Origin of the sequence: Streptomyces sulfonofaciens, assembly GCF_014656295.1 — a bacterium.
Taxonomy (GTDB): domain Bacteria; phylum Actinomycetota; class Actinomycetes; order Streptomycetales; family Streptomycetaceae; genus Streptomyces; species Streptomyces sulfonofaciens.
In genome coordinates this window covers 210,671-236,411 of sequence record NZ_BNCD01000011.1, presented here as the reverse complement: position 1 = coordinate 236,411, position 25,741 = coordinate 210,671, and the positions used below count along the sequence as shown (strand labels likewise).

Here is a 25,741-nt window from a genome sequence, read left to right as displayed (position 1 = left end):
ACTCGACCGAAAGGGCGCTTGCGCCCGTCGTCTGCGCCGGGCGCACATCCAACCGGGCCGCCCGCTCCCCCCTACACCCGAAAGTGTGCCTTGACTTTCCATGACCGCGATATATCGTGTTTGACGAGAGACGCGATATGGCGCGTCCAGCCCGGCCGAGGGAGGTCAGCCCCATGTCCGTGTGGTCCGTCGCAGAGCCCCAGAAGCTCACCTTCGACGCCCCGGTGACGACGCTGCACGTACGCATCGCCAACGGCACGGTGAACGTGGTGGGTACAGACGATGGTTCCCCCCGCCTCCAGGTCTCCGACATAGCGGGCCCCCCGCTGATGGTCAGTCAGCACGGCGGCACCCTCACCGTCGCCTACGAGGACCTCCCCTGGAAGGGCTTCCTCAAGTGGCTGGACCGCAAGAGCTGGCAGCGCTCGGCAGTGGTCTCGCTCGCCGTGCCGACCGGCACCCAGGTCGAGGTGGGCGTGGTCGGCGCCGGTGCGGTGATCTCCGGTATCGAGGGGCGTACGGAGGTCAGGGGCGTCTCCGGCGACACCACGCTGGTGGGCCTCTCAGGCCCGGTGCGCACGAGCACGGTCTCGGGCAGCGTCGAGGCCCAGTGCGTCACGGGCGACCTCCGCTTCCACTCGGTCTCGGGCGACCTGACCGTCGTGGACGGCGCCGGGGCGTCCGTCCGGGCCGAGTCCGTGAGCGGCTCCGTGATCGTCGACCTCACCTCCGCCAGCACCAGCCCCGACGGCCGCGCCACCGATGTCGACATCTCCAACGTCTCGGGTGAGATCGCCATCCGCCTCCCCCACCCCGCTGACGCCCGCGTGGAGGCCAACACGGCGAGCGGCACCGTCTCCAACGCCTTCGAGGACCTCAGGGTGGGTGGCCAGTGGGGCGCGAAGAAGATCACCGGCCGGCTCGGGGCGGGAAGCGGCACCCTGAAGGCCGCCACCGTCTCCGGCTCCATCGCCCTGCTCCGCAGACCACCCTCCGAGGAGCCGCCGTTCGAGGAGGACCCGCCGTCCTCACGCCCCTCGGGCAGCAACCCCCGGCGTCCCGTACCGCAGGGTTGCGGACCGAGCGGTTCCGGGTCGCGGGACAATGGAGCCCGGAGTTCCGGACCCCGTGACTCCGGGCCGAGGGACGCGGCGCTTCGCGATGCCCGGCCGGACGAGGCATCGCAGCAGGTCGCACCGTCCGTGCCGGCGGCGGCCTCCGGGGACACCCCGTCCGCGGCAGGCTCCGGTACTCCCGGCCCGGCCGTCGCGGACACCCCCACCGACGCCCCGGACGACGGCCCGACCGACAAGAAGGTGCTCTGAGATGCCCCCCGTCTTCGCCCACGGCCGGCTGCGGCTCTACCTGCTCAAGCTGCTGGACGAGGCGCCACGCCACGGCTACGAGGTGATCCGCCTCCTGGAAGAGCGCTTCCAGGGCCTCTACGCCCCCTCGGCCGGCACGGTCTACCCGCGCCTGGCCAAGCTGGAGACGGAGGGCCTGGTCACCCACACCACCGAGGGCGGGCGCAAGGTCTACTCGATCACCGACGCGGGGCGTGCGGAGCTGGCGGACCGCAGCGGCGAGCTGGCGGACCTGGAGTTGGAGATCCGCGAGTCCGTGGCCGAGCTGGCCGCCGAGATCCGCGACGACGTGCGCGGCGCGGCGGGCGATCTGCGCCGCGAGATGCGCGCCGCGGCCTCGGAGGCCCGGAATACCTCGGACACCCACTCGGGCAGGCGTGACGGCTCCTTCCTCGGCTACGGGGACATGGGAGACGTGGGCGCGATGCTCGGGGACAAGGAGGCGTGGCGCACCGCGAAGGAGGAGATGCGGCGGGCCAAGCAGGAGTGGAAGGAACAGGCGCGCCGAGCCAAGGACGAGAGCCGCCGCGCCAGGGACGAGGCCCAGCGTGCCCGGCGCCAGGCCAAGGAGGCCCAGGAGCGCGCCCGCACCCAGGCACAGCAGGAGCTGCGGCGCATCGCCCAGCAGGTGCAGGACCAGGTACAGGACCACTTCGCCCGGGGCGACTGGCCCGCGGGAGTCCGGGAAGGTCTCGCCGAACTCACCAAGAACCTCGGGGACTTCCACTTCGGCGACCTCGGTCTCGGGTTCGGCAAGGAGACCGGCGGCAAGGAGACCGGCGGCGGCAAGGACTCCGCCCGTACCGGCGCCGGAGCCGCCACTCCCGGGCCGGACGTCCTCCCCGAGGACGGGGCCTTCCCCGGCGTCTACGAACCGCAGTGGGCCCATGAGGACTCGACCGGCAACCCCAACCGCGACCTGGACCGACTGCTCGACCGCTTCCGCGACGACATCCGTGACGCCGCCCGGGACCACGGCATCACGGAGGACCAGCTACGCGAGGCGCGCCGCCATCTGTCGACGGCAGCCGCCCACATAGCAGCGGCCCTGCGGACACCTCAGCCCAAGCGACCGCCCACCCCCTGAACCACCTGAACCACCACCGACCGCTCCCGCCCCCTCCCGGCACCGTTCGCGCCATGGGCGCGCGCCGCCGCCCCGGCGGTCCGTCCGCGCCTCTGGCCCCCGCACCAGGGCCACCATCCGGTGCGGCGAACTCGGGGGCGCCCCGGCCCGCCGTGGTGGCGGCCCGGCTCCGCGGGGCGACGGCTCGGCGAGATGCGGCGGCCCGGCGTGGACGTGGTGAGGGAGCACCGTCCGCTCCGGCAGGACGGACCGGCCCGGCGGCCGAGACGGACCGGCCGGGCGAGACGGAAGGGCAGTCAGAACCGACGAGGCAGTCAGGACCGGGCGGGCCGAACCGACGAGCCAGACCAGACCAGGCCGGCCGAACCGACGAACCACACGAGACCAGGCCGGCCGAACCGACGAGCCCGGATGGGACCAGGCCGGCCGAACCGGCCGGCGGAAAGGCCGGGGCGCCTACCCCGCGTCCCGTTCCGGCTCGCCGTAGAGCACCCGGTCGACACGGTCGTAGGTGACGTTGTGCTCGGCCAGGACCTCGGCCGGGGTGCCCGGGCGTGCGAGGAGGGCCAGGAGGAGGTGCTCATCCCCTATATGGCGGTCGCGGTGGCCGGTGGCGATGCGCAGCGACCTCTCCAGAGTCTTCTTGGCGCCGTTCGTGAAGGGCCGGTGGCGCATACGGCCTCGGCCCCTGCGTCCGCCGGAGTCCGCGGCGAGTGCGCCGACGCCGTGCGTCTGCTCGACACGGGAGATGATCTCGGAGAGGTCGATCCCCAGCCCGGCCAGAGCGTCCGCCTCCGCGCCGGAGAGACCACCCCTCCTACGGGCCGTCGCGAGCCCCCGCGCTATCGAGTCCCGCCGGTCGCGGGCGCCGAGCGCGTCGAGCGCGAAGGAGGCGCGGCTGCCCTCCCGATCCAGCAGGGCGAGCAGCAGATGGTCGGTGTCGACCACCGCCTCCCCGGCCCGTTCCGCGTGGGCGGCAGCACCGCTCACCACCGCACGGGCGTCCTTCGTGAACCGCTCGAACATCACTGCCCCCTGTATTTCTTGTGCACGGCCTGCCTGCTGACTCCGAGTTCCTCGGCGATCTCCTGCCACGACCAGCCCTGCTGCCGCGCGCCGCGCACCTGCACCGCCTCCAGCCGCTCCGCCAGCCGGCGCAGCGCGACGACGGCCCGCAGCCCTATGCGCGGATCACGGTCTCCGGCACGTTCGACGAGATCCGTTGCTTCGGCCATGCCTGTCAACGTACGTTGACAAACGGCTCTCGTCAACCAAAGTTGACATCCGGGGGTACGGAGGCCGGGGATACGGACCGGCGCGGCCGTGCAGCCCGGCGCCGGGCGTGCAACCGCGCGCCTCCGGGCCGGGCGGGCCCGGTCCGGAGGCGCGCGGGGCCGTGCACTCAGACGGTCAGCACGATCTTTCCGAACTGCCCGCCCGTCTCCATCCGCTCAAGGCCCTCACGGGCCCGGTCGAGGGGCAGGGTCGTGTCGATGACGGGGCGCACGCCGGTGGTGGCGCAGAAGGAGAGGAGGTCCTCCAGCTCGTCCTTGGTGCCCATGGTTGTGCCGACGACCTTGAGTTCCAGGAAGAAGATCCGGTTGAGTTCGGCGTGCGGCGGCCGCTCGCCGCTCGTCGCGCCGGAGATCACCAGGGTGCCGCCGGGGCGCAGTGACTTCACGGAGTGGGACCAGGTGGCCGCGCCCACGGTCTCGATGACCGCGTCCACGCGCTGCGGAAGCCGCGCTCCGCTCTCCAGCGCCTCCACCGCGCCGAGTTCCAGGGCCCGCCTGCGTTTGGCCTCGTCGCGGCTGGTCGCGAAGACCCTGAGCCCCGCGGCCTTGCCGAGCACGATCGCGGCGGTGGCGACGCCACCGCCGGCACCCTGCACCAGTACGGAGTCTCCGGGGCGCACACCTGCGTTGGTGAAGAGCATCCGGTAGGCGGTGAGCCATGCGGTCGGCAGGCAGGCCGCCTCCTCGAAGGAGAGCTCCTTCGGCTTGGGCAGCAGGTTCCAGGTCGGCACCGCGACCTGCTCGGCGAAGGTCCCCTGGTACCGCTCGGTGAGAATGGTGCGGGGCTCCTTGGGGCCGACACCGTGGCCGGACAGGCCGATGACGGAGTACAGGACGACTTCGTTGCCGTCCTCGTCGACACCGGCGGCATCACAGCCGAGGATCATCGGCAGTTTGTCCTCGCTCAGGCCGACCCCGCGCAGCGACCACAGGTCGTGGTGGTTGACGGAGGCGGCCCTGACGGTGACGGTCGACCAGCCGGGCCGCGCCTGCGGGGCGGGCCGCTCTCCCAACTCCAGGCCGGAAAGGGGCTGGTCACGGTCGATTCGGGCAGCGTAGGCAGCGAACATGGCCACGACGATAGGCCCGGCTCTGAGCGCAGGGAACCATCCACACCTGTGACACGTGACGCGCCACCGGAACCACCGGCGAAGGAGCCTCCCCGGTCTCCGCGTCCACCCGGAGCGGCGTGGACAGGACCCGTTCCCCGCCACCGGCAGACCCCGCCGACCACCGCGCCGCCGCCGGACCGCCGGACCGCCGATCCCGACCCCGCCCAGTCCTGCCCGGTCCTGTCCTGCACGGTCCTGCCCAGTCCTGTCCTGCCGGGGCCGCCGCCGGACCCGGCGACCCGACCGGACACCGGGCCCCGGCGGTCGGACGGCCGAACCGGCACCGGGACGGCGACCGCGTGCCGTGCCACCACCGGCCACCGACCACCGGCTCCCAGCCGTCCCCGTTCACCGGACGACGGCGGCCACCCCGCCCTCGCGAGAGGCGGTCACCGCTCCTCGCGGAAGACGCCCGCCCCCGCCATCGGGAGGGACGCTCGCCCCCATGAGACCGAGAGCGGCGCTCACCCCCGCCGCGGTGAGGGGCAGCCGGCTCACCACCGCGCCCGGCAGTTCGCCCTACCGCCGGGCCACCCCTTCGGCCCGGGCAGCCGCCGCCACCGCGGCGGTCACCGCAGGTGCGACCCGCTCGTCGAACGGCGAGGGGATCACGTAGTCGGCCGTTAGATCGTCTCCGACGACCCCCGCCAGCGCCTCCGCCGCCGCGATCTTCATCGTCTCCGTGATCCGGGAGGCCCGCACCTGGAGGGCGCCGGCGAAGATCCCGGGAAAGGCGAGCACGTTGTTGATCTGGTTCGGGTAGTCGGAGCGGCCGGTGGCCACCACCGCCGCGTAGCGGTGGGCGATGTCGGGGTGGACCTCCGGGTTCGGGTTGGCCATCGCGAAGACGAAGGAGTCCTTGGCCATCGAGGCGATCGCCGGCTCGGGCACCGTACCGCCGGAGACGCCGATGAAGACGTCCGCGCCCGCCAGGGCCGACTCCAGGGAGCCGGAGAGCCCGGCCTTGTTGGTGATCTCCGCGAGTTCCTGCTTGACCGGGGTGAGGCCGTCCCGGTCCTTGCTCACCACGCCCTTGCGGTCGGCCACGGTGACATCGCCGATGCCCGCCTCCAGCAGCATCTTGGCGATGGCGACCCCGGCCGCACCGGCGCCCGAGATGACCGCCCGCAGCTCGCCCAGCGTCCGCCCGGTCAGCCGCAGCGCGTTGCGCAGCGCCGCCAGCGTGACGACCGCGGTGCCGTGCTGGTCGTCGTGGAAGACGGGGATGTCCAGCCGCTCCTGGAGCTTGTGCTCGATCTCGAAGCACCGCGGCGCCGCGATGTCCTCCAGGTTGACGCCGCCGAAGGACGGCGAGAGCCGCACGACGGTCTCCACGATCTCGTCGGCGTCCGTGGTCGCCAGCGCCAGCGGCACCGCGTCCACCCCGCCGAACTGCTTGAACAGGATGGCCTTGCCCTCCATCACGGGGAGCGAGGCCTCCGGTCCGATGTCGCCGAGCCCCAGCACCGCGGTGCCGTCCGTCACCACGGCGACCACCTGCGACTTCCAGGTGTAGTCATGGACCAGCTCGGGCCGCTCCGCGATGGCGCTGCACACCTTCGCGACACCGGGCGTGTAGGCGAGGGACAGGTCGTCCTTGTCACGGACGGGGACGGTGGAGCGCACCGCCAGCTTCCCGCCGCGGTGCAGTGCGAAGGCGGGGTCGAATGCCTCCGGAGCACCTTCGTCCGACTCGGCGTCCGCGTCCGTCCCGGCGTCCTTGCGAGGATTGACGATCTCCGCTGCCACTTGTTGTACCCCTTAGTCGTTCATGGTTGAGGGTTGCCACTCCTGATTGAGGAGCGGGCGGGCACCGCGTATGTCCCTGGTGGGTCCGGTGCGTACGGCACATACGCGACGGGCGCGCCGCACGCGCGCCCTGAGCCCCGGATGAGGGGTGTGAAGCACCTTCATACCGGACGGGGCCCGTCGGCGACGAGTCCCCACCAGAGGGGTGAGATGGCTCATAGCCGATTTATACAGAAAGGCTCGATCGGTACCCCGGACCGTCCGCCCGCGACCCGTGCTGCGGCGGAGATTCTCCGGCTCGAAGGTGTCGGCCCCGTAAAAGGTCAGGCCCTGGTGGGCCACCTGCCGGGGGTTCTGGGGATCACCCGTTATGCGATTTTGACATGGTCGGCCCACAGAACGCTCCCGTCCGAATGGCAAGATGCCGTAATCACACGTGGTCGCGACACTCGATGGTGTGTGCAGTCGACCATCGGTAGTACCCATGACACGCCGGAGGACACCACCATGACCGCCAGCACCACCCGTCGTACGGCCTGCGCGGACGCCGCAAGGTCCGGCATGTCCCTGGGCCGCGCGAAGTCCAGGCTGGTAGCGGTCGGCGCACTCGCGGTCGCCGGCGCCCTGCTGGTCACCGGCTGCGGCGACCAGACGAAGGACAAGGACAAGAGCGCCGGCGGCGGCACCAGCGCGGCGGGCGCACCGCTCGCGGACAAGCTGCCGAAGGAGATCCGCGACAAGGGCGTCATCAAGGTGGGTTCCGACATCGCCTACGCCCCGGTCGAGTTCAAGGACAAGGACGGCAACACCGCCGGCATCGACCCGGACCTGGCGGCGGCCCTCGGCAGCGTCCTCGGAGTGAAGTTCGAGTTCGAGAACGGCACCTTCGACACCCTGCTCACGGGCCTGCGCTCCAAGCGGTACGACATCGCGATGTCGGCCATGACCGACACCAAGGACCGTCAGGACGGTGTCGACGCCGACACCGGCAAGAAGGTCGGCGAGGGTGTCGACTTCGTGGACTACTTCAGCGCGGGTGTGTCGATATACACCCCGAAGGGCAAGACCCAGGGCATCAGGACCTGGACCGACCTGTGCGGCAAGAAGGTCACGGTGGAGCGCGGCACGGTCTCCGACGACCTGGCCAAGGCCCAGGCGAAGAAGTGCCCGGCCGGCAAGAAGCTCACCATCGAGGCCTTCGACAACGACCAGCAGGCCCAGACCCGGCTGCGCTCCGGCGGCGCGGACGCCGGCTCGTCGGACTTCCCGGTCGCCGCGTACGCGGTCAAGACCTCCGGCGGCGGCAAGGACTTCGAAATGGTCGGCGAGCAGGTGCAGGCCGCCCCGTACGGTATCGCCGTGGCCAAGTCGAACACGCAACTGCGCGACGCGCTGAAGGCCGCTCTGGACCGGCTCATCAAGGACGGCACCTACAGCAAGATCATCTCCCGTTGGGGCGTGAAGGCCGGCGCCATCGAGCAGGCCACGATCAACGGCGGCAAGTGACCATCCGGCGTCCAGCGCCGCGCAGCCTCCGGTCAGGAGTGAAAGGCAACCCCCGTGTCAGATGACATCGACAGGACGGGCGGCGCCCCCGAGGACGCGTCGCCCGCCAAGGCGCCCGCGGCACCGGCGGGCCAGGCCGGGCCCCAGGCCATCAGAGCCGTCCCGGTCCGCCACTACGGACGTTACGTCGCGGCCGTCGTCGCCATCGCCGTGCTGGTGGCGATCGTCTACGCGTTCGCCCAGGGGAAGATCAACTGGGGGGCGGTGCCGGACTACTTCTTCGACCACCGCATCCTCAAGGGCGCCGGCCAGACGCTGCTGCTGACCCTGCTGTCGATGCTGATCGGCGTGGTGGGCGGAGTCGTCCTCGCGATCATGCGGCTCTCGCGCAACCCGGTGACCTCGTCCATCGCGTGGTTCTACATCTGGTTCTTCCGGGGCACGCCGGTCCTCGTCCAGTTGTTCGTCTGGTTCAACCTGGGGCTGGTCTTCGAGTACATCAACCTCGGGCCGATCTACAAGAACTACTGGTCCGACTTCATGACGCCGTTCCTGACGGCGCTGCTGGGCCTCGGTCTCAACGAGGCCGCGTACATGGCCGAGATCTGCCGGGCCGGGCTGCTCTCCGTCGACGAGGGCCAGACGGAGGCCGCGCACGCGCTGGGCATGAGCCACGGCAAGACCCTGCGCCGCATCGTGATCCCGCAGGCCATGCGGGTGATCGTGCCGCCCACGGGCAACGAGGTCATCAACATGCTCAAGACGACCTCACTGGTCTCCGCGGTGCAGTACTACGAACTGCTGCGGTATGCGCAGGACATCGGCCAGACCTCCGGCGCCCCGGTCGAGATGCTCTTCCTCGCCGCCGCCTGGTACCTGGTGATGACGTCGGTCCTCAGCATCGGCCAGTACTACATCGAGCGCTACTACGCACGCGGTTCCAGCCGGAGCCTGCCGCCCACACCCTGGCAGCGGCTGCGCGCGAACCTGCTGTCGCTGGGCCGGCCGAAGGGAGCCCTGGGATGACCACCCCGACGAAGCAGGACGGTGGGCGGGCCACGGCCAGCGCGATGGTCAAGGCGGAGGACGTCCACAAGTCCTTCGGCAGCCTTCAGGTGCTCAAGGGCATCGACCTGGAGGTGGCCTCCGGTGAGGTGTTCTGCCTGATCGGTCCCTCGGGCTCCGGCAAGTCGACCTTCCTGCGCTGCATCAACCACCTGGAGAAGATCAACGCCGGACGGCTCTACGTCGACGGCGACCTGGTCGGCTACCGGCAGCAGGGCGACCGGCTCCACGAGCTGCGGGACCACGAGGTGGCCCGTAAGCGCCGCGACATCGGCATGGTCTTCCAGCGCTTCAACCTCTTCCCGCACATGACCGCCGTCGAGAACATCATGGAGGCGCCGGTCCAGGTCAAGGGCATGAACAAGGGCGCGGCGCGGGAACGTGCCGCACAACTGCTGGAGCGCGTGGGCCTCGCCGACAAGGCCGGCAGCTACCCCTCCCAGCTCTCCGGAGGACAGCAGCAGCGGGTGGCGATCGCCCGGGCCCTGGCCATGGACCCCAAGCTGATGCTCTTCGACGAGCCGACCTCGGCCCTCGACCCCGAGCTGGTCGGCGATGTGCTCGACGTGATGCGGGACCTCGCCGAGACCGGGATGACGATGATCGTCGTCACCCATGAGATGGGGTTCGCCCGGGAGGTCGGCGACTCGCTGGTGTTCATGGACGGCGGTGTCGTCGTCGAGTCCGGTCGCCCCCGGGATGTGCTGACCGATCCCCAGCACGAGCGGACCCAGTCGTTCCTGTCGAAGGTGCTGTAGAGGGGCGGGCCGGCCGTCCGGGCCGGCCGGCGTCCTCTTCGACGGGCTCCCGGCTCCCCGCCGCGGTCGGCCGTCCGGCTCGTCGTGGGCCGCACGCGGTTCTCCGCGCGCCTTGCGGGTGCGGGTGGGCGCCGTCCGGTCGGCGGCGTCCGGCAGAGGGCGTCTTCTGCCGGCACCGCCCGGCAGGGGGCGTCCCGGTCGGCACCGACCGGCCGGGGCCCGCGCCCGCGGGCCCCACCGCAGCCCGCGCGCGGAGGCGACCGGACCATGGCGTGCGGTGCCCGCTGCTGGTGGCGGGGCCCGCGCGACCGTCCTACCGCAGCGCCAGCACCAGCGCGTCGGACGGCGAGCTCCAGACCGTACGCGCCTCCGCGAAGCCGCTCTCGCGCAGGACGCGTTGGTGCCACTCGGCGGGCATGGTCTCGCCGTCCGCGTGCTCGCCGTAGATCTCGAAGCGCCGGGCCGTCGGCTCCGCCAGTACCGGGTCCTCGGCGGCGAGGTCCCACCAGTCGGCCCAGTCGAGCGCGCCCGCCTCCTTGGCCCTGTCCATGGCGGCATGGCGGTGGGCACGCTCCGCCGCGTTGATCCGGGGCGTGGTGGGATCGGGCATGTGGTCGGCGTTCATGAAGACGCCGCCCTCGCGGACCAGGCCGCCGAGCCGGCCGTAGAGCGCGGCGAGGGGGCCGCTGTGCATCCAGTGCAGGGCGGTGGCGGTGAGGACGGCGTCGTAGGAGGCAGCCGGCAACCGGTCGGCCCAGGCGGGGTCCTTGAGGTCGGCGGTGACGAAGGAGACCCGCTCGTCACCCGCGAAGGTGCCCCGGGCGATCGTCAGCAGCGCGGGGTCGAGGTCGACGCCCACACTGGTGGCCGCCGGAAGCCGGTCGAGCAGCCGGGTCGTGATGCTGCCGGTGCCGCACGCCAGGTCGAGCACCCGGGGCGCGGGGCCCACCAGGGCCTCGACCATGTCGAGCATCACCCGGAACCGCTCCTCGCGGTCCGGCATGTACCACTCCTGCTGCCTGTCCCAGCTCCGCTGCCATGCCTGCCAGTCGGGCCGGGTCGTCATATCCGCCATGGGGTGCCCTCCACCTGCCGTGTAATACCCTCGAAGGATCGGCAGCCGTTACTCGTACCCTGTGGACCATAATCGGCACTCGGTAAGGATTACAAGTGGAACTGGCCTATTACTCGGATTATGCCGTGCGGCTGGTCAACAGCGAGGAGCCGAAGCGCGGCAAGGACAGGCTGACCTCGGTCGACGCGGTACGGGAGCTGTTCGGCGAGAACCAGTCGGCGGCCCGGCGCGCCACCGACGCCGATGTGACGCGCTTCCGCTCGGTACGGGCCCGGCTGCGCGGCGTCTTCGAGGCGGCGGACGACGGTGACGCCCGGCTCGCCGTCGACCTGCTGAACTCGCTGCTGATGGAGTTCCCGGTCAGCCCGCAGATCTCCGGCCACGACCTCCTCGACGAGGAGGGGCATCCGCGCTGGCACATGCACCTGGCCGACCATCCGTCGAACGCGACCGCGGGCTACGCCGCGATCGCCGCCATGGGGCTCGCCTTCCACCTCACCGAGCACGGCGCCGACCGGCTCGGCCTCTGCCAGGCCGCACCGTGCCGCAACGCCTACCTGGACACCTCGACGAACCGGTCGCGGCGGTACTGCTCGGACCGCTGCGCGACACGTGCGAACGTCGCGGCCTACCGTGCGCGCAAGCGCCAGGAGGCCAGCCGGGCGGGCCGCCCGGAGAGCACGGGACGCACCGCGGACAGCGCCCAGGTGACCGTTCCGACCAGGGGCCACTGACCGCGGTTCCTGATGCGCGGCCGGTAGCGTGCGAGCACCCGGCCGAGGATCAGCTCGTCGGGGACCGCGCCGTACACCGTGCTGTCCGCACCGGCCCCGGGATTGTCCGCGAGCACCCACCAGCCACTCCCGCGGCGCTGCACGGCACGCTTGACGATCAGCAGGTTCTGCTGGAGCGGATGCCGCAGCACCACGACGTGGCCGGGCCCCACCCGTGCGCCGTACCGGACGAGCACCTGGTCCCCCTGGTACAGCGTCGGCACCATCGAAGGCCCCTCCACCTCGGCGAGCCCGAACAGCGCCCGGACCTCTCGCCCCTCCGCTGTCTCCGGCATCAGCAAACCTCCCGGTCCGATCCACGGCCATGCTCCACCTGCCCCAGTTTCGCCCCGGACTTTTGTCCTAAGCCCCTGGGGGCACTCGCGAAAACAGGTCTCCTACGGAGTAATGTCCCACCTGAGAAGACGATCACGAGGAAGGACAGCTATATGCTCTCCCGCCTGTTTGCGCCCAAGGTCAGGGTCAGCGCCCACTGTGACCTGCCCTGCGGCGTCTACGACCCTGCCCAGGCCCGCATCGAGGCGGAGTCGGTGAAGGCCATCCAGGAGAAGATGGCCGGCAACGACGACCCGCACTTCCAGGCGCGCGCCACCGTCATCAAGGAGCAGCGCGCGGAGCTGGCCAAGCACCACGTCTCGGTGCTGTGGAGCGACTACTTCAAGCCGCCGCACTTCGAGAAGTACCCGGAGCTGCACCAGCTCGTCAACGACACCCTGAAGGCCCTTTCCACCGCCAAGGGCTCCACCGACCCGGCGACGGGTCAGAAGGCCCTCGACCACATCGCCCAGATCGACAAGATCTTCTGGGAGACCAAGAAGGCCTGATCCTGAATCATGCCCTCTGACCTGCGATTGACTTGGTTGCAGCGTCTCCCTGGTCCGCACCCGGCCCGCAGGCCGCCGAACACGGCGTCCGCAGCGGACCGGGTGCGGTCCGCTGTACGGGCCCCTCTCTCACGGGCCCCTCTCCACGGGCCCCCGGCCTGAGGGCCCCCGCCCCATGGGCCCCATCCGCTCCGCATGCGCTGTACGCGGGCCGAGGACCGTGCCCCCGCCCGTCTCAGGAGCGCGTCCGGCGGGCGTCGGGCGAACGCGTCCGCGGCTCATCCGCTGAGCGCCGATGGCCCGTCCGGCCAGGAGCACGCGCAGGGTGCCCGCGGACCCGCCCTCCCCGGACACCCGCGGCCCCTCTGCCCTCCCCTCGCCTATCCGGCCGTCAGGCGGCTGCACGCAGATGCGCTCCCCTCTGGAATATCTCAGTCCGGTTCATGCTTTTTTCCGGTTTGCCGAGAAAGTCGATTTCCGACGCATCTGACGCCCCTTTTCAGCCAATGCTCGCGTGTGGCATGAAATTCTTCGATTGAGATGGCAGCCATTGCCGTGCTACTTGTAGACGTCATGCACGCGTGCGTGGATTTCGTCCACAAGTGAGCGCCGTCCCGGGGCACCGGCGAGGGCGGCCGGACAGGAAGTCCATGCAGCACGTCTCGTGAATCATCGGGCCTCAACCCCTCGGGAAGGTGCCGGAATGACCGAAGTGCGGGCCGGATCCAGGATGTCCACGGCAAACATGCCACATCCGGCGAGGACGGATACCGCGCGGTGTCCGGCGGAATCCCCGGCGAAGCCGCCTCCCGACGCGGGGAATCGTGCGGGCTCGCATTTTCTCGGCGGGCCGCGTCTGCTCCCGCATCCGGGCACGTCGAGATGAAACTGCCGGGCGTTCTGGAAATCTATGCCGCGCCTGCGTACCGGGTGCACGCGGCGATGCTCGTCGCCGCCGGTACGGCGTCGTCGTGCGGTGTGCCGCTGCTGCCCCTCCATGTGACGACGGCGGCGGGCGGCACGCTGTCCGAGGCGGGATACATCACCACGACCTCGTTGCTCGGTTCCCTCGTCGGACTCGTCATGGGCCGTGTGTCGGACCGCCGAAGCTCGAATATCGGGATCATTCGCACCACCGCACTTCTGCTCAGCACCGGGTGGCTGGCGGTGGGCTGGACCCGCAGCGTGACGCAGGTGCTCCTGGTCGCCGCCTGCTTCCTGTCGCTCTCGACCGTCCTCAACTCCCAGGTGTTCGCCGCCATAGCGGCGTCTCCGGAATCGGTGGGGAGGGGGCGCGCCAAGGTGACGAGCGCTCTTCGGTCCTGCTTTTCCGTGGGCTTCATGATCGGCCCTCTGCTGGGGTCGATGCTCGCCGGGATCGGCGGTATCAAGGCGGCTTTCTCTTTCTCCGGATTACTTTATCTGAGCATAGCTTTCATCGCGAAGAGCGCCGCACCTGCGAGTTCCGAGGAGGAGAGCCGGAAAGAGGGTCCGGCCGGTGCCGCGGAGCCGGGCGGGCTTGTTCGGTTGGCCTTCTTCTGCGCCCTCCTGAGCATGGTGCTGATGGGCGATTTCCTGAAGACCTCCTACCTCCCCATCTACATCATCGACAACCTCGGCTGTTCACTGCTCGCCAGTGGATTCCTGTTCGGGCTGTGCGCAGGGCTCGAACTGGTCGCCTTCCCTATGCTGGGGGCGCTGTCCGCGCGGTTCGGCGCCGAGTGGATCATCACGATCGCGGTCGGGGTGGCCGCCGTGTGCTACGGCCTGCTTGCGGGCATCCACCACCTCGCCGCCGTCTACGCGATCCAGCTCTCCCACGTCTGGGTGTTCGCCGCCCTGCACGGGGTCGGTCCCACCTACGGCCAGCGCCTCCTCGGCCCTCGTGTCGGCACCGCCACGGCGAGCTTCTTCGTCGCGGTCGCCGCCGCCAAGGGCCTCAGCGGCGTGGTGGCAGGGGTGTTCGCCGGCTCCCTCGGCCTTCCGGGCCTGTTCTGGGTTCCGGCCGCGACATGCGCCGTCGCGTTCGCCGTGATGGCGTTGACGGTCTCCCGGGGCGGCGGGGGCTCCCGCACGGCCGGGCGACGGGCAACGGCCGCACGGCATCGGCCCGCGTCCCCCGCGCCCTGAAGAGCTGTCGTCCACCGGTCCAGTACGGGCGCGTGCGGCCGGCGGGTGCGCAGTGGCTGCCCGGTCGGCCCCAGGGCCGGCCGCCGGCCTTTCGGTACCGCCCGGGCGCGGAGGCGGAGGGGCGCCGGGGCCGAACGCGGATGCGCCCGGCCCCGGCGTGCCGGGGCCCAGGACGTCCCAGCTCACTCCCCAGGGCGCCAGGGCTCCACCTCGACGACCGCGTCGACCGGCAGCGGACCGTAGATGTGCGGAAACACCTCACCGCCCGGCTCCAGGGCCTCGTGCCGTACCGGAGCCGAGAGCCGGTCCCCGTCTATCACCAGGACCACCAGATCGCCCGGATCCGGGTGGTCGCCGTACACGACCCGGGCCACGCCCGGCAGTTGGTGCCGCAGCGAACAGTGGATGAAACCCTGCTCCTGCAGGGTGCGTCCGCGGGTGGACATCTCGTAGGCACCCCGCTCGCGTGCCGCTTCCCACAAGGACCGCTCGGTGATGTGCAGCAGTTCTGTCATGGCTCCACGCTAGAGCCTGCCTGCCCGGTCGCCCCGGGGCGCACGCCCGCGCGCGGTGGCACCCTCATGCCCACCCGGTCCATGTCCGCCGGGCTCGCCGCGGTGTCCGGTCCGCTCCGTCCGTGGTCGTCTCCGCGCCCGGGCATCCGCAACGCGCGGTGGGCCCCGTGCCGGGGCGGCTCGGCCCTCCGTGCCGAGCGCGGGCCCGGGCCCGCGGGGGGCCCGGCGGCCTCCCGCGCGGCGGCCCCGTCCGGGTGCCGCCGGGCAGGGGGAGCCCACGGCACCGCGGCACGGTCGGCCCGCCCTCGTCACGCCCACGCCCACGCCATGCCGAGCCGCGGTCGCAGTCGCGTCAGGCGCTGCGCCGGGTGACGAACTCGGCCAGGGCCAGCAGCCCGCCCGCCGCCGCGGGTTCGGGAACCGCGCGGGACAGGTGCTGTACGGCGCGTGCCATCCGGTCGGCGGCGTGCGCCTGTGCCCAGTCGCGGCCGCCGGCCCGCTCCACGGCCTGCACCGTGCGCTCCAGGTCCGCCGTCGCATGGATGGCGGGCACCCGGTACAGCTCGGCCAGCTCGGCGGACGCGGGGGTGCCCGAGGTGAGTGCGGCCACCACCGGCAGGGACTTCTTACGGGCCATCAGGTCGGCGCCGGCCGGCTTGCCGGTGCGCCGCGGGTCCCCCCAGATGCCGATCACATCGTCGATGAGCTGGAAAGCCAGCCCGGCCTCGCGCCCGAAGGCGTCGAGGGCGGCCACGTCCTCGTCCGCCGCGCCCGCGTAGAGCCCGCCCAGGGCGCAGGCGCAGCCCAACAGGGCCCCTGTCTTGGCCTCGGCCATGGCAAGGCACTCCTCCAGGGTGACGTCCTCGGGCCCGCGCCGCTCCATGGCGGTGTCCGCCTGCTGGCCCTCGCAGAGTTCCACGACACAGGTGGCGAGCCGGGCGGCGGCGACGGGCGCCGCCGGGTGCGGGTCCTCGGCGAGCAGCCGCTGCGCGAGGGCCTGCAGGGCGTCGCCCGCGAGGATGGCGTCGGGCGTGCCGAAGACGGTCCAGGCCGTGGGGCGGTGCCTGCGGGTGGTGTCGCGGTCCATGACGTCGTCGTGCAGGAGGGTGAAGTTGTGGACCAGCTCCACGGCCGCCGCGGCACGGGCCGCCGCGGCGGTGCGCCCGCCGAGGGCGCGCACCGCGGCGAACACCAGCGCGGGCCTGATGGCCTTGCCCGAGGAGCTGTTGCGCACCGCAGGGCCAAGGGGCCCTGCGGGGTCCGCCGGCTGCGCGGGGGGCGCCGCCGGCGGGCTCACCCCGGGGGCGCTCTGGTCGGGCTCCGGGAAGGAGGTGCCCTCCCATCCGAAGTGGTGGAGGGCGATCCTGCGCATGGCCGCGGGCAGTGACCCGATGGCGCGGTGCAGCTCCGGATCGACCGCCGCCCGGGCGGCCACCAGGAGCTCCTCGGCGTCCTGCGCGTCGGCCGGGGCCCCCGCCCTCGCGGGCGGGGACATGGCACCGGAGGTGTGGGCCATCACTGCCAGCGGCCGATCTCGACGTTCTCCAGGACTCCCAGGGCGTCCGGGACCAGGACCGCGGCCGAGTAGTAGGTGGTCACCAGATAGGAGATGATCGCCTGCTCGCTGATCCCCATGAAGCGGACCGACAGGCTCGGCTCGATCTCGTCGGGCAGGCCGGTCTGGTGCAGGCCGATGACGCCCTGCTCCTTCTCCCCGGTACGCATGCAGATGATGGAGGTGGTCCTGGCGTCGCTGACGGGGATCTTGTTGCACGGGAAGAGCGGGACCCCGCGCCAGGTGGGGATGCGGTGGCCGCCCATGTCGATGGTCTCGGGGACGAGGCCGCGCTTGTTGCACTCGCGGCCGAAGGCGGCGATGGCGCGGGGGTGCGCGAGGAAGAGCTTGGAGCCGCGCCTGCGGCTGAGGAGTTCGTCCATGTCGTCGGGGGTGGGCGCCCCGTCGTGCGGCTGGATGCGCTGCGCGTACTCGCAGTTGTGGAGGAGGCCGAACTCCTTGTTGTTGATGAGTTCGTGCTCCTGGCGCTCCTTCAGGGCCTCGACCGTGAGGCGCAACTGCTGCTCGGTCTGGTTCATCGGCTGGTTGTAGAGATCGGCCACGCGGGTGTGGACGCGCAGTACGGTCTGGGCGACGCTCAGCTCGTACTCGCGGGGTGCGGCCTCGTAGTCGACGAAGGTGGCGGGCAGCTCCGCCTCGCCCACATGGCCCGCGGAGAGGTCGATGGCCTTCTCGCCGTACTTGTTGGCGGACCGCGGGGGCGCGGCGTGGAGCTGCTCCAGGTGCGCCGCCAGCGAGGGGGCGCGCTCGGCCACCTGGTCGAGATCGGTGCGGGGCAGTTCGAGGACCGTGCAGGCGGTGACCGCGCGCGCCGTGTACTCCCAGATGGCGTCCGGATCGGTCAGGGTCTGGTCGCCGAAGTAGGCGCCGTCGGCGAGGACGCCGAGGACGGCGTCGGTCCCGTACGGACCCGGGCCGACCTTCTCGATCCTGCCGTGCGCGAGCAGGAAGACCGTGTCGACACGGCTGCCGAAGGAGGCCAGCACGTCGCCTGCGGCCACCTCGCGCTGCCGGCAGCGCCGGGCCAGCTCGCCGAGCACGTCCTCGTCCGTGAAACTCCGGAGCGCGGGCAGCTCGCCCAGCTCGGCGGGGATGACCTGGACCTGGTCGCCCGTCTTTACAAAGGTGACCCGGCCGTCCCCCACCGCGTACGTGAGCCGGCGGTTCACCCGGTACGTGCCGCCCTGCACGTTCACCCACGGCAGCGCCTGGAGGAGCCAGCGCGAGCTGATCTCCTGCATCTGAGGCGCCGACTTGGTGGTGGTGGCCAGATTCCGCGCCGCGGAGGTGCCGAGGCTCTGCTGCGGCTGCGGCTCCTGGGCACGGGTCTCTTCGCCTACCGACATAAAAATGTCCTCCTGATCATGCATTGATCTGCACGGGCCAGCCTGGCAGCGCGAAGTGGCCGGGACCATTACACAAACGAGCGGGATTGAATCACCGTAAACGGGGCAACGGACGCCGGTTTCCGGCAGTTACCCGGCGCGCGCACCTATTCCATGCGCCGTACAGGGCACTCATGCCACCGGGGCACGCGACCCGAGCGCACCACCTGACCAGCGACAATCCATCCGGTCACGCTCCGGGTACACAACGGCCTCACCCGGTCGGGCGCACGACAGGAACCAAGGAAATCGTTCGATCGTTTCTCTTTATGACAGTCGTACGACCCGCCGACCTGGAATTCCCGGATTCCCTGCACCGTCCGACGCCCACCCTCACCCGGTCCCGGAGCCGCGTGCCGCGCAGGGCTTCGCAGGTCTCCCGGTTTTCCGCACGCTCCTCACCCACCGACAGGAGAACCCCATGGCAGGCTTCCTGGACCGCGCGAGGGAACAGGCCCAGCGCGGCATCAGTCAGGGCAAGCAGCGCCTCGACGAGGTGCAGGCGCAGCGCGCCGGAAACGACCTCCTGAAGAAGCTCGGCGCCGCCTACTACGCGGAACACCGCGGCACCGGCTCGCACGAGGCCACCCAGCACGCCCTCCAGGCGCTGGAGGCCCACATCGCGGCGAACGGCGACGCCTTCCTTCGGTGACGATCCCCCACCCGAGGCTGCCGTCACCGCTCGTGCCGGTCGACGACGACCGCTTCACCCGCCGCGGCGTCCGCCTCCTCCTCAAGCGCGACGACCTGATCCACCCCGACCTGGTCGGCAACAAATGGCGGAAGCTGGCGCCGAACCTGGCGGCGGCCGCGGGCCGGACCCTGGCCACCTTCGGCGGCGCCTACTCGAACCACCTGCGCGCCACCGCAGCGGCGGGCCGGCTGCTCGGCCTGCCCACCCTCGGGTTCGTACGGGGCCAGGAGCTGGCCGGCCGGCCCCTCAACCCGTCGCTGGCGCGGTGCGCGGCCGACGGCATGCGGCTCCGCTTCGTCGACCGGACGACCTACCGGCACAAGAGGCGGCCCGAAGTGCTGGACGGCCTGCTGGCGGAGGCCGGCGCCCGGGACGCGTACGTCCTGCCCGAGGGCGGCAGCAACGCACACGCCGTGCGCGGCTGCGCGGCACTCGGCCGGGAACTGCGCGGACGCGCCGACGTGGCGGCGGTCGCCTGCGGGACCGGCGGCACCCTCGCGGGCCTCGCCGCTGGCCTGGGCGGGCGCCAGCGCGCCCTCGGGGTGCCGATACTCAAGGGCGGGTTCCTGGGCGAGGAGATACGGGCCCTCCAGGAGGCCGCCTTCGGCGGGCCGCGCGGCACCTGGTGGCTCGACGAGCGGTTCCACTTCGGCGGCTACGCCCGTACGGACCCGGAACTCGACGCGTTCGCCGAGGACTTCGAGGCCCGGCACGCCCGGCATGGCCTGGGCATAGAGCGCCTCTACGTCGCCAAGATGCTCTACGCGCTCACGACCCTCGCGCAGGAGGGCGCCTTCGCTCCCGGCACCACCGTCGCCGCCGTCGTCACAGGCGCCCCCTTCCCGGCACCGGCCGACGGCACCACGGGTGCGGACGCTCAGGTGGTCTCGCGGTAGGCCGCCGCCTCCTCCAGGTCCAGCCTGCGCAGCAGGGTCCGCAGCATCTCGTCGTCGATGTAGCGGCCGTCCCGCAACCGGACGAAGACCGATCGCTCGGTCTCGATCATCTTCCGGGCCAGCCGCCGGTAGGTGTCGTCGGCGTTCTCCCCGGTGACCGGGTTGACCGCGCCGAGCCGCTCCCACACGGCGTTGCGCCGCCGCTCCATCACCGCGCGCAACCGGTCGGCCAGCGGCCCGGGAAGGGCGTTGCGCTCGTCGGAGAGCAGCTCGTCGAGCCGCTGCTCGGCCGCCCGGGACGCCTGCGCCTGGGCCTGCGCCTCCGCGAGCGTCTGCTCGTGCTCGTCCCGGCCGGGCATCCGCAGCAGCCGGATCAGCTTCGGAAGCGAAAGCCCTTGGAGGACGAGCGTGCCGATGACCGTCGTGAAGGTCAGGAACAGCACGAGGTTGCGGGCCGGGAAGGGCCGTCCGTCGTGCAGGGCCTCGGGGATGGAGAAGGCGATCGCCATGGAGACCACCCCGCGCATCCCGGCCCAGCCGATCACGGCGGGCCCGCGCCAGGTCGGGTTCGACTCCCGTGCCCTGATGTGCGGGAACAGCAGGCGCGGCAGGAAGGTGGCCGGGTATACCCAGGCGAACCGCGCCGCGACGACCACCAGGAACACGCCGACCGCGTACCAGGCGGCGCGCTCGCCCGAGTACGGGCCGAGGCCGCGCAGCACCACGGGGAGCTGGAGCCCGATGAGCGCGAAGACGGCGGTCTCCAGGATGAACGCGACCATCCGCCAGACCGCCTCCTCCTGGAGCCTGGTCGCGAAGTCGACCTGCCAGGCGCGGTGCCCCAGGTACAGCGCGACGACCACCACCGCGAGCACACCGGAGGCGCCCAGTTGCTCGGCGACGCCGTAGGCGACGAACGGGATGAGCAGGGAGAGGGTGTTCTGCAGCAGGGCCTCCCGCAGATGGGTGCGCAGCCAGTGCAGCGGCACCATCAGCAGCAGGCCGATGCCGATGCCGCCCACCGCGGCCAGTACGAACTCGCGCAGCCCGCCGGACCAGCTCGCACCCTCGCCGACGGCCGCGGCGACGGCCACCTTGTAGGCGGTGATCGCGGTCGCGTCGTTCACCAGGGACTCGCCCTGGAGGATGGTGATGATCCTGGACGGCAGCCCGATGCGCCGGGCGACCGCGGTGGCGGCCACCGCGTCCGGTGGCGCCACCACGGCGCCCAGCACCAGGGCGGACGTCAGCGGCAGGTCGGGCACCACCAGATAGGCGACCCAGCCGACGGCGAGCGTCGCGAACAGCACGTACCCGACCGACAGCAGCATGATGGGCCGGAGCTGGGCCCGCAGGTCCAGGTACGAGCTGTCGGTCGCGGCGGTGTAGAGCAGCGGCGGCAGGAGCAGCGGCAGCACGATGTGCGGATCGAGGGTGTAGGTGGGCACGCCCGGCACGTAGGAGACGGCGAGGCCGACGGCGACGAGCAGCAGCGGCGCGGGCACCGGCAGCCGGCGGGCCGCACCGGCGACCGCCGCACCGCCCGCGACCAGCAACAGCAGAGGCAGTGCGTCCATCGGCTCCGCCGTCTCCTTCCGCGCGGCACGCGTCGGCGCCCCTACGAACCGTAACGACCCGTGCGCCGCCGGGTGCGTGTCCGGCGCCGGTTTCCGATCTACGCGGCAGGCCCAGGTCAGGCATCGTAACCTGGCTATTCTGAGGACCATCGGGTGCAACGGAGAGATAACCGATGAAAGAGTGCTCGCACCTCGCGGCGCTGCCGGTGTCCGAGCCGGCGCCGCAGAGCGAAACCTGCCTGGAGTGCCAGGCCGCCGGTACCCACCCGGTGCAACTGAGGCTGTGCCTGGAGTGCGGTCACGTCGGATGCTGCGACTCGTCACCCCTGCAGCACGGCACCGAGCACTTCAAGGAGAGCGGCCATCCCCTGATGCGCAGCTACGAACCGGGCGAGGCCTGGCGCTGGTGCTTCGTGGACAACGTCCTTGTATGACCACGTCTCAGAGGGGGCGCGGCGTGACGATTCGACCGCCCGGCGCATGGGTACGTCAACCCGGCGCGCGCTCTTCTCAATTGGGCCCCGCACACCCCTAGCCACAGAGCGTACCCGTAGGTTTACTATGAGTGACAGAGAGGGGCTGGGGTCCCGGGACATGGAACCCAGGCGCGCGATAGCGTCACCGCTGAACCACGTATCGCGTTGCCCGGGGAGCAGTCCCCGGGCCGAAAGAGCTTGTACCACCTTGGAGGTGAGGGTGTCCGAGATCGCAGGCGAGCCCGGGACCCAGGACTTCGTCGAAGTCCGGCTCCCCGCTGCGGGTGCCTACCTGTCGGTGCTGCGGACGGCCACGGCCGGTCTCGCGGCGCGTTTGGACTTCACCCTCGACGAGATCGAGGATCTGCGCATCGCCGTGGACGAGGCCTGCGCGATCCTGCTGCAGCAGGCCGTGCCCGGTTCCGTGCTCAGCTGCGTCTTCCGGCTCATCGACGACTCCCTGGAGGTGACGGTGTCGGCCCCGACCACCGACGGTCGCGCTCCGGAGCGCGACACCTTCGCCTGGACGGTGCTCTCGGCCCTCGCCGGAAAGGTCGACTCCTCGGTCGCCAAGGACAACACCGTGTCGATCAGCCTCTACAAACAGCGCGGCGCGGGACCCGGGCCGGCGTGAGGGACGGGAACGGGCCGGTGCGGGACGAAGGGCGAGGCAAGAACATCACACGGAATCCCTCCGTCGAGGGCACGGACGGCACCGGCGGAAGGACCGCCGCCGGGCACGGCGGTGCCGCCGGACGGCGCGGCCCGGCCCGTGCGGGCGGCGCCGCCCGGGCCGGCGGCCACGAGGCGGAGGGCACACCGGGCGGTATCCCGGAGCAGCAGGCGCGGCCGCACCCCCAGGACGTCCCCGTGGCCGTCCGCGGGCAGAGTGAACCGAGCGGCAGGGACGAGCGCGATGCACCGGCCGGACGAGGCGGCGACCTCGGGGCACCTCTGGGGGCTCCCCCAGAGGTGGCCGGGGGAGGCAGCCGAGGGAGGGCGGGACGGATGAGCGAGCACGGGCGAGGCACCCGGCAGGACACAGGCGCCACGCGGGACACGGAGCGGACCCACCAGGTGCGCGAAGCCGAGGAGCAACAGACGGCCGAACAGCCGGGCCGGGCCCAGCCCGCGCCCGGCCCGGCCGGGCCTGACGGTGCCCACGAGGCGCCACCCGCGCACACCCGTCCCACGCCGCACCACCCGCAGGACCGCAGCGGCGCCCGGGCGATGTTCGTCGAGCTGCGCTCCCTTCCCGCCGGGACCCCCGAGTACGCGGAGCTGCGCAACCAACTGGTGCGGATGCACCTTCCGCTGGTCGAGCACCTGGCCCGGCGCTTCCGCAACCGCGGCGAGCCTCTGGACGACCTCACCCAGGTCGCCACCATCGGCCTGATCAAGTCCGTGGACCGCTTCGACCCGGACCGCGGCGTGGAGTTCTCCACGTACGCCACGCCCACGGTCGTCGGCGAGATCAAGCGCCACTTCCGGGACAAGGGCTGGGCGGTACGGGTGCCGCGCCGCCTCCAGGAGCTGCGGCTCGCGCTGACCACGGCCACGGCGGAGCTCTCGCAGTTGCACGGCCGCTCCCCCACCGTGCACGAACTCGCCGAGAAGCTGAGCATCTCCGAGGAGGAGGTCCTGGAGGGCCTGGAGTCGGCGAACGCCTACTCCACACTCTCGCTGGACGTCCCCGACACCGACGACGAGTCGCCGGCCGTGGCCGACACCCTGGGCGCCGAGGACGAGGCGCTGGAGGGCGTCGAGTACCGCGAGTCCCTCAAGCCGCTGCTGGAGGACCTGCCGCCCCGGGAGAAGCGCATCCTGCTCCTGCGGTTCTTCGGCAACATGACCCAGTCCCAGATCGCCCAGGAGGTCGGCATCTCCCAGATGCACGTCTCCCGGCTGCTCGCCAGGACCCTCGCCCAGCTCCGCGAGAAACTGCTGGTGGAGGAGTAGGCCGGACCTTCGGGTCCGGCTCCCCCCACCGCGGTGCGGTGGTCCGCCCGCTCCCCGGCCCGCGCGGCCGCCACCGGTCCCCGACCTCCTCGACCTCACGGACCGGACACGTCGCGGCTGCCGGCGGGCTTCCCCGGGCGCCTGATCCGGTGCGGGGCCCGTCCCGCTAGGGTGCGGGGAACCGCGCCGAGGCCCCACCGGCCGGTACCGGGTGCGGCCCGCGGGGTCGGGGCCTGCCGCCCGGAGCAGGCTTTGGACGAAAGACCCTAGGAGGCGTCCCCCGGCCCCCGGATGCCCAGGGCCCTGGTCGTCGCCGGATTCACCAGCAGCGCGAGTGCCACCACCGCGACCACCCCGAGCACGATCCCGCCCGGGATCAGCAGGCTGTCGGCCTTGAGGAGGTTCCAGGCCACCGGCAGCGCCAGGATCTGGGTGATGACGGCGGGCCCGCGGCTCCACCGGCGGCGCTTCAGCAGCCCCCGTGCGGCGAACAGCGGCAGCAGCGCGAGCACGGCCAGGGTGATGCCGGCGGTCACCGCCTGCTGGCGGCCGTCCGGCTCGCCCGCCACGCCCATCACCAGCAGGTACACGCCCGCCGCCACCAGCGCGAGGCCTTCAAGGCCGGCCAGCGCGGCGGCCGCGGTCAGCCGCCCGGGACGGGGCTCTTCCTCGGGTGCCTGCGGGGCGGGGCTCTGCTCAGGGGTCACTCCAGCAGGGTAGCGCCGGCCGCCGCGCGCACCCTTGGGGGGCGGTGGCGCGCCCCCCGTACCGGCCGCGCCGCCGCCGCCTCGGACTGGGCCGGGTTCGGCACGGTGGGTACCCTGCTGCGCATGCGTGCTCTTCTCGTGGTCAATCCGGCGGCAACCACCACGAGTGCGCGCACACGTGACGTGCTCACGCACGCACTGGCGAGCGAGATGAAACTCGAAGCCATCACCACCGAGTACCGCGGACACGCCAGGGACCTCGCGCGACGGGCCGCGGAACGGAGGGACGTCGAGCTGGTGGTCGCCCTCGGCGGCGACGGCACCGTCAACGAGGTCGTCAACGGGCTGCTGCGGCACGGCCCCGATCCGGACCGGCTGCCGCGCCTCGCGGTGGTGCCCGGCGGCTCCACCAACGTCTTCGCCCGCGCCCTCGGCCTGCCCAACGACGCAGTGGAAGCGACCGGCGCCCTGCTGGACGCGCTGCGCCGGGGCAGCGAGCGCACCGTGGGCCTGGGCCTCGCGGCCGGTACCCCGGGCACCGCGGACGAGGCCGCCCCGTCCCGCTGGTTCACCTTCTGCGCGGGCCTCGGCTTCGACGCGGGAGTGGTCGGCCGGGTCGAACAGCAGCGGGAGCGCGGCAAGCGCTCGACACACGCCCTGTACATCCGCCAGCTACTGCGGCACTTCGTGGAGGACCCCAACCGCAGACACGGCACGATCACGCTGCGGCGGCCCGATGCCGAGCCCGTGCGCGACCTCGTGCTGTCCATAGTCTGCAACACCGCACCCTGGACCTACCTGGGCAATCGCCCGGTGTACGCGTCCCCGCGCGCTTCCTTCGACACCGGTCTCGACGTGCTCGGACTGAGCCGTCTGACACCCGCCGCGGTCACCCGGTACGGCACCCAGCTACTCACCTCGTCGCCCGAACGGGGGCCCCACGGCAAGCACGCGGTGTCGCTGCACGACCTGACGGACTTCACCTTGCATTCGAAGGCGCCACTCCCCCTTCAGATGGACGGAGACCACCTGGGACTGCGTACGAGCGTGACGTTCACAGGCGTACGCCGTGCACTGCGTGTGATTGTGTGAGTCGAAGGGCTCAAAGTCCTTTCACTCGAACGTTTAGCCCATCTTCCACCCCATGGAAGTACGGCTGTGACCGAGTCGACACCGAGGAATCAAAAAAAACTTTCC

General features: G+C 71.7%; 25 protein-coding genes. 14 read left to right on the top strand and 11 right to left on the bottom strand.

What is annotated here, in order from left to right:
* Positions 1–173 precede the first annotated feature (173 nt).
* Together IE313_RS19535 and IE313_RS19530 are read left to right on the top strand one after the other, a co-directional pair.
* Entirely contained in the window at positions 174–1,325 is a 1,152-nt protein-coding gene (locus IE313_RS19535; RefSeq protein ID WP_189933917.1) for a DUF4097 family beta strand repeat-containing protein, read from the top strand.
* A 1-nt stretch (position 1,326) separates the two neighbouring features.
* A complete protein-coding gene (locus IE313_RS19530; protein ID WP_189933915.1) occupies positions 1,327–2,451 on the top strand; it encodes a PadR family transcriptional regulator in 1,125 nt (374 codons plus the stop codon).
* 456 nt (positions 2,452–2,907) lie between these two features.
* Here IE313_RS19530 and IE313_RS19525 read toward each other — a convergent pair whose 3' ends face one another.
* The 4 genes from IE313_RS19525 to IE313_RS19510 form a co-directional block, all read right to left on the bottom strand.
* Positions 2,908–3,477 (bottom strand): Clp protease N-terminal domain-containing protein, encoded by a 570-nt coding sequence (locus IE313_RS19525; protein ID WP_189933913.1) that lies wholly within the window; start codon positions 3,475–3,477, stop codon positions 2,908–2,910.
* Positions 3,477–3,686 carry a helix-turn-helix domain-containing protein gene (locus IE313_RS19520; protein WP_189933911.1) on the bottom strand — a complete coding sequence of 70 codons (210 nt, stop codon included), beginning with the start codon at positions 3,684–3,686 and terminating at the stop codon, positions 3,477–3,479. Before IE313_RS19520 ends, IE313_RS19525 begins: the two co-directional genes overlap by 1 nt.
* A 167-nt stretch (positions 3,687–3,853) precedes the next feature.
* Positions 3,854–4,816 (bottom strand): zinc-binding dehydrogenase, encoded by a 963-nt coding sequence (locus IE313_RS19515; protein ID WP_189933910.1) that lies wholly within the window; start codon positions 4,814–4,816, stop codon positions 3,854–3,856.
* 561 nt (positions 4,817–5,377) lie between these two features.
* Positions 5,378–6,607 (bottom strand): NAD(P)-dependent malic enzyme, encoded by a 1,230-nt coding sequence (locus tag IE313_RS19510; protein WP_189933908.1) that lies wholly within the window; start codon positions 6,605–6,607, stop codon positions 5,378–5,380.
* A 507-nt stretch (positions 6,608–7,114) separates the two neighbouring features.
* Between IE313_RS19510 and IE313_RS19505 the strand changes: the two genes are divergently transcribed.
* Genes IE313_RS19505 through IE313_RS19495 form a run of 3 tightly spaced genes read left to right on the top strand, consistent with a single transcriptional unit; the run spans position 7,115 to position 9,936 of the window.
* Positions 7,115–8,113, top strand: a complete 999-nt coding sequence (locus tag IE313_RS19505; RefSeq protein WP_373317024.1) for an ABC transporter substrate-binding protein — start codon at positions 7,115–7,117, stop codon at positions 8,111–8,113.
* Between the two features lie 54 nt (positions 8,114–8,167).
* Complete coding sequence (locus IE313_RS19500) at positions 8,168–9,139, top strand: amino acid ABC transporter permease (RefSeq protein ID WP_189933904.1); 972 nt, start codon at positions 8,168–8,170, stop codon at positions 9,137–9,139.
* Positions 9,136–9,936: an amino acid ABC transporter ATP-binding protein gene (locus IE313_RS19495; protein ID WP_308439193.1), complete on the top strand. Its 801-nt coding sequence runs from the start codon at positions 9,136–9,138 to the stop codon at positions 9,934–9,936. Before IE313_RS19500 ends, IE313_RS19495 begins: the two co-directional genes overlap by 4 nt.
* 313 nt (positions 9,937–10,249) lie before the next feature.
* Here the strand turns inward: IE313_RS19495 and IE313_RS19490 are convergent, their stop codons facing one another.
* Entirely contained in the window at positions 10,250–11,011 is a 762-nt protein-coding gene (locus IE313_RS19490; protein ID WP_189933903.1) for a class I SAM-dependent methyltransferase, read from the bottom strand.
* A gap of 95 nt (positions 11,012–11,106) precedes the next feature.
* Between IE313_RS19490 and IE313_RS19485 the strand changes: the two genes are divergently transcribed.
* Entirely contained in the window at positions 11,107–11,745 is a 639-nt protein-coding gene (locus tag IE313_RS19485) for a CGNR zinc finger domain-containing protein (RefSeq protein ID WP_189933901.1), read from the top strand.
* Here IE313_RS19485 and sodX read toward each other — a convergent pair.
* A complete protein-coding gene (gene sodX / locus IE313_RS19480; protein WP_189933899.1) occupies positions 11,640–12,080 on the bottom strand; it encodes a nickel-type superoxide dismutase maturation protease in 441 nt (146 codons plus the stop codon). The genes IE313_RS19485 and sodX overlap by 106 nt on opposite strands.
* Before the next feature lie 153 nt (positions 12,081–12,233).
* Here sodX and sodN point away from each other — a divergent pair, with 153 nt between their 5' ends.
* Positions 12,234–12,629 carry a superoxide dismutase, Ni gene (gene sodN, locus IE313_RS19475; protein WP_189933897.1) on the top strand — a complete coding sequence of 132 codons (396 nt, stop codon included), beginning with the start codon at positions 12,234–12,236 and terminating at the stop codon, positions 12,627–12,629.
* 882 nt (positions 12,630–13,511) lie between these two features.
* A complete protein-coding gene (locus IE313_RS19470; protein ID WP_189933895.1) occupies positions 13,512–14,759 on the top strand; it encodes an MFS transporter in 1,248 nt (415 codons plus the stop codon).
* A 182-nt stretch (positions 14,760–14,941) separates the two neighbouring features.
* On the opposite strand, the gene IE313_RS19465 is transcribed toward IE313_RS19470, so the two are convergent.
* From IE313_RS19465 to IE313_RS19455, 3 genes are all read right to left on the bottom strand, one after another.
* Positions 14,942–15,274 carry a DUF952 domain-containing protein gene (locus tag IE313_RS19465; RefSeq protein ID WP_189933892.1) on the bottom strand — a complete coding sequence of 111 codons (333 nt, stop codon included), beginning with the start codon at positions 15,272–15,274 and terminating at the stop codon, positions 14,942–14,944.
* 352 nt (positions 15,275–15,626) lie between these two features.
* Entirely contained in the window at positions 15,627–16,790 is a 1,164-nt protein-coding gene (locus IE313_RS19460; protein ID WP_189933890.1) for a polyprenyl synthetase family protein, read from the bottom strand.
* Positions 16,790–18,196 carry a family 2B encapsulin nanocompartment shell protein gene (locus IE313_RS19455; RefSeq protein WP_189933888.1) on the bottom strand — a complete coding sequence of 469 codons (1,407 nt, stop codon included), beginning with the start codon at positions 18,194–18,196 and terminating at the stop codon, positions 16,790–16,792. The genes IE313_RS19460 and IE313_RS19455 overlap by 1 nt, the downstream gene beginning before the upstream one ends.
* Before the next feature lie 460 nt (positions 18,197–18,656).
* Here IE313_RS19455 and IE313_RS19450 point away from each other — a divergent pair, with 460 nt between their 5' ends.
* Positions 18,657–18,887 (top strand): hypothetical protein, encoded by a 231-nt coding sequence (locus tag IE313_RS19450; protein ID WP_189933886.1) that lies wholly within the window; start codon positions 18,657–18,659, stop codon positions 18,885–18,887.
* Positions 18,884–19,825 (top strand): 1-aminocyclopropane-1-carboxylate deaminase/D-cysteine desulfhydrase, encoded by a 942-nt coding sequence (locus tag IE313_RS19445; RefSeq protein ID WP_189933884.1) that lies wholly within the window; start codon positions 18,884–18,886, stop codon positions 19,823–19,825. The genes IE313_RS19450 and IE313_RS19445 overlap by 4 nt, the downstream gene beginning before the upstream one ends.
* Here the strand turns inward: IE313_RS19445 and IE313_RS19440 are convergent.
* A complete protein-coding gene (locus IE313_RS19440; protein ID WP_189933882.1) occupies positions 19,807–21,402 on the bottom strand; it encodes a Na+/H+ antiporter in 1,596 nt (531 codons plus the stop codon). The two genes, IE313_RS19445 and IE313_RS19440, sit on opposite strands and share 19 nt — an antisense overlap.
* A gap of 173 nt (positions 21,403–21,575) precedes the next feature.
* Between IE313_RS19440 and IE313_RS19435 the strand changes: the two genes are divergently transcribed.
* The 3 genes from IE313_RS19435 to IE313_RS19425 all read left to right on the top strand — a co-directional run bounded on the left by IE313_RS19435 (position 21,576) and on the right by IE313_RS19425 (position 23,837).
* A complete protein-coding gene (locus IE313_RS19435) occupies positions 21,576–21,836 on the top strand; it encodes a UBP-type zinc finger domain-containing protein (protein WP_189933880.1) in 261 nt (86 codons plus the stop codon).
* A gap of 262 nt (positions 21,837–22,098) precedes the next feature.
* The gene (locus IE313_RS19430) at positions 22,099–22,512 is read left to right on the top strand and encodes an ATP-binding protein (protein WP_189933878.1); all 414 of its coding nucleotides are present in this window, start codon (positions 22,099–22,101) and stop codon (positions 22,510–22,512) included.
* 320 nt (positions 22,513–22,832) lie between these two features.
* Complete coding sequence (locus IE313_RS19425; protein WP_444546253.1) at positions 22,833–23,837, top strand: RNA polymerase sigma factor SigF; 1,005 nt, start codon at positions 22,833–22,835, stop codon at positions 23,835–23,837.
* A 266-nt stretch (positions 23,838–24,103) separates the two neighbouring features.
* Here IE313_RS19425 and IE313_RS19420 read toward each other — a convergent pair whose 3' ends face one another.
* The gene (locus IE313_RS19420) at positions 24,104–24,544 is read right to left on the bottom strand and encodes a hypothetical protein (protein ID WP_189933874.1); all 441 of its coding nucleotides are present in this window, start codon (positions 24,542–24,544) and stop codon (positions 24,104–24,106) included.
* Between the two features lie 123 nt (positions 24,545–24,667).
* On the opposite strand from IE313_RS19420, the gene IE313_RS19415 reads away from it, so the two are divergent.
* On the top strand, positions 24,668–25,636 hold the full coding sequence (locus IE313_RS19415; RefSeq protein ID WP_189933872.1) for a diacylglycerol/lipid kinase family protein: 969 nt from the start codon (positions 24,668–24,670) through the stop codon (positions 25,634–25,636).
* Positions 25,637–25,741: the final 105 nt, after the last annotated feature.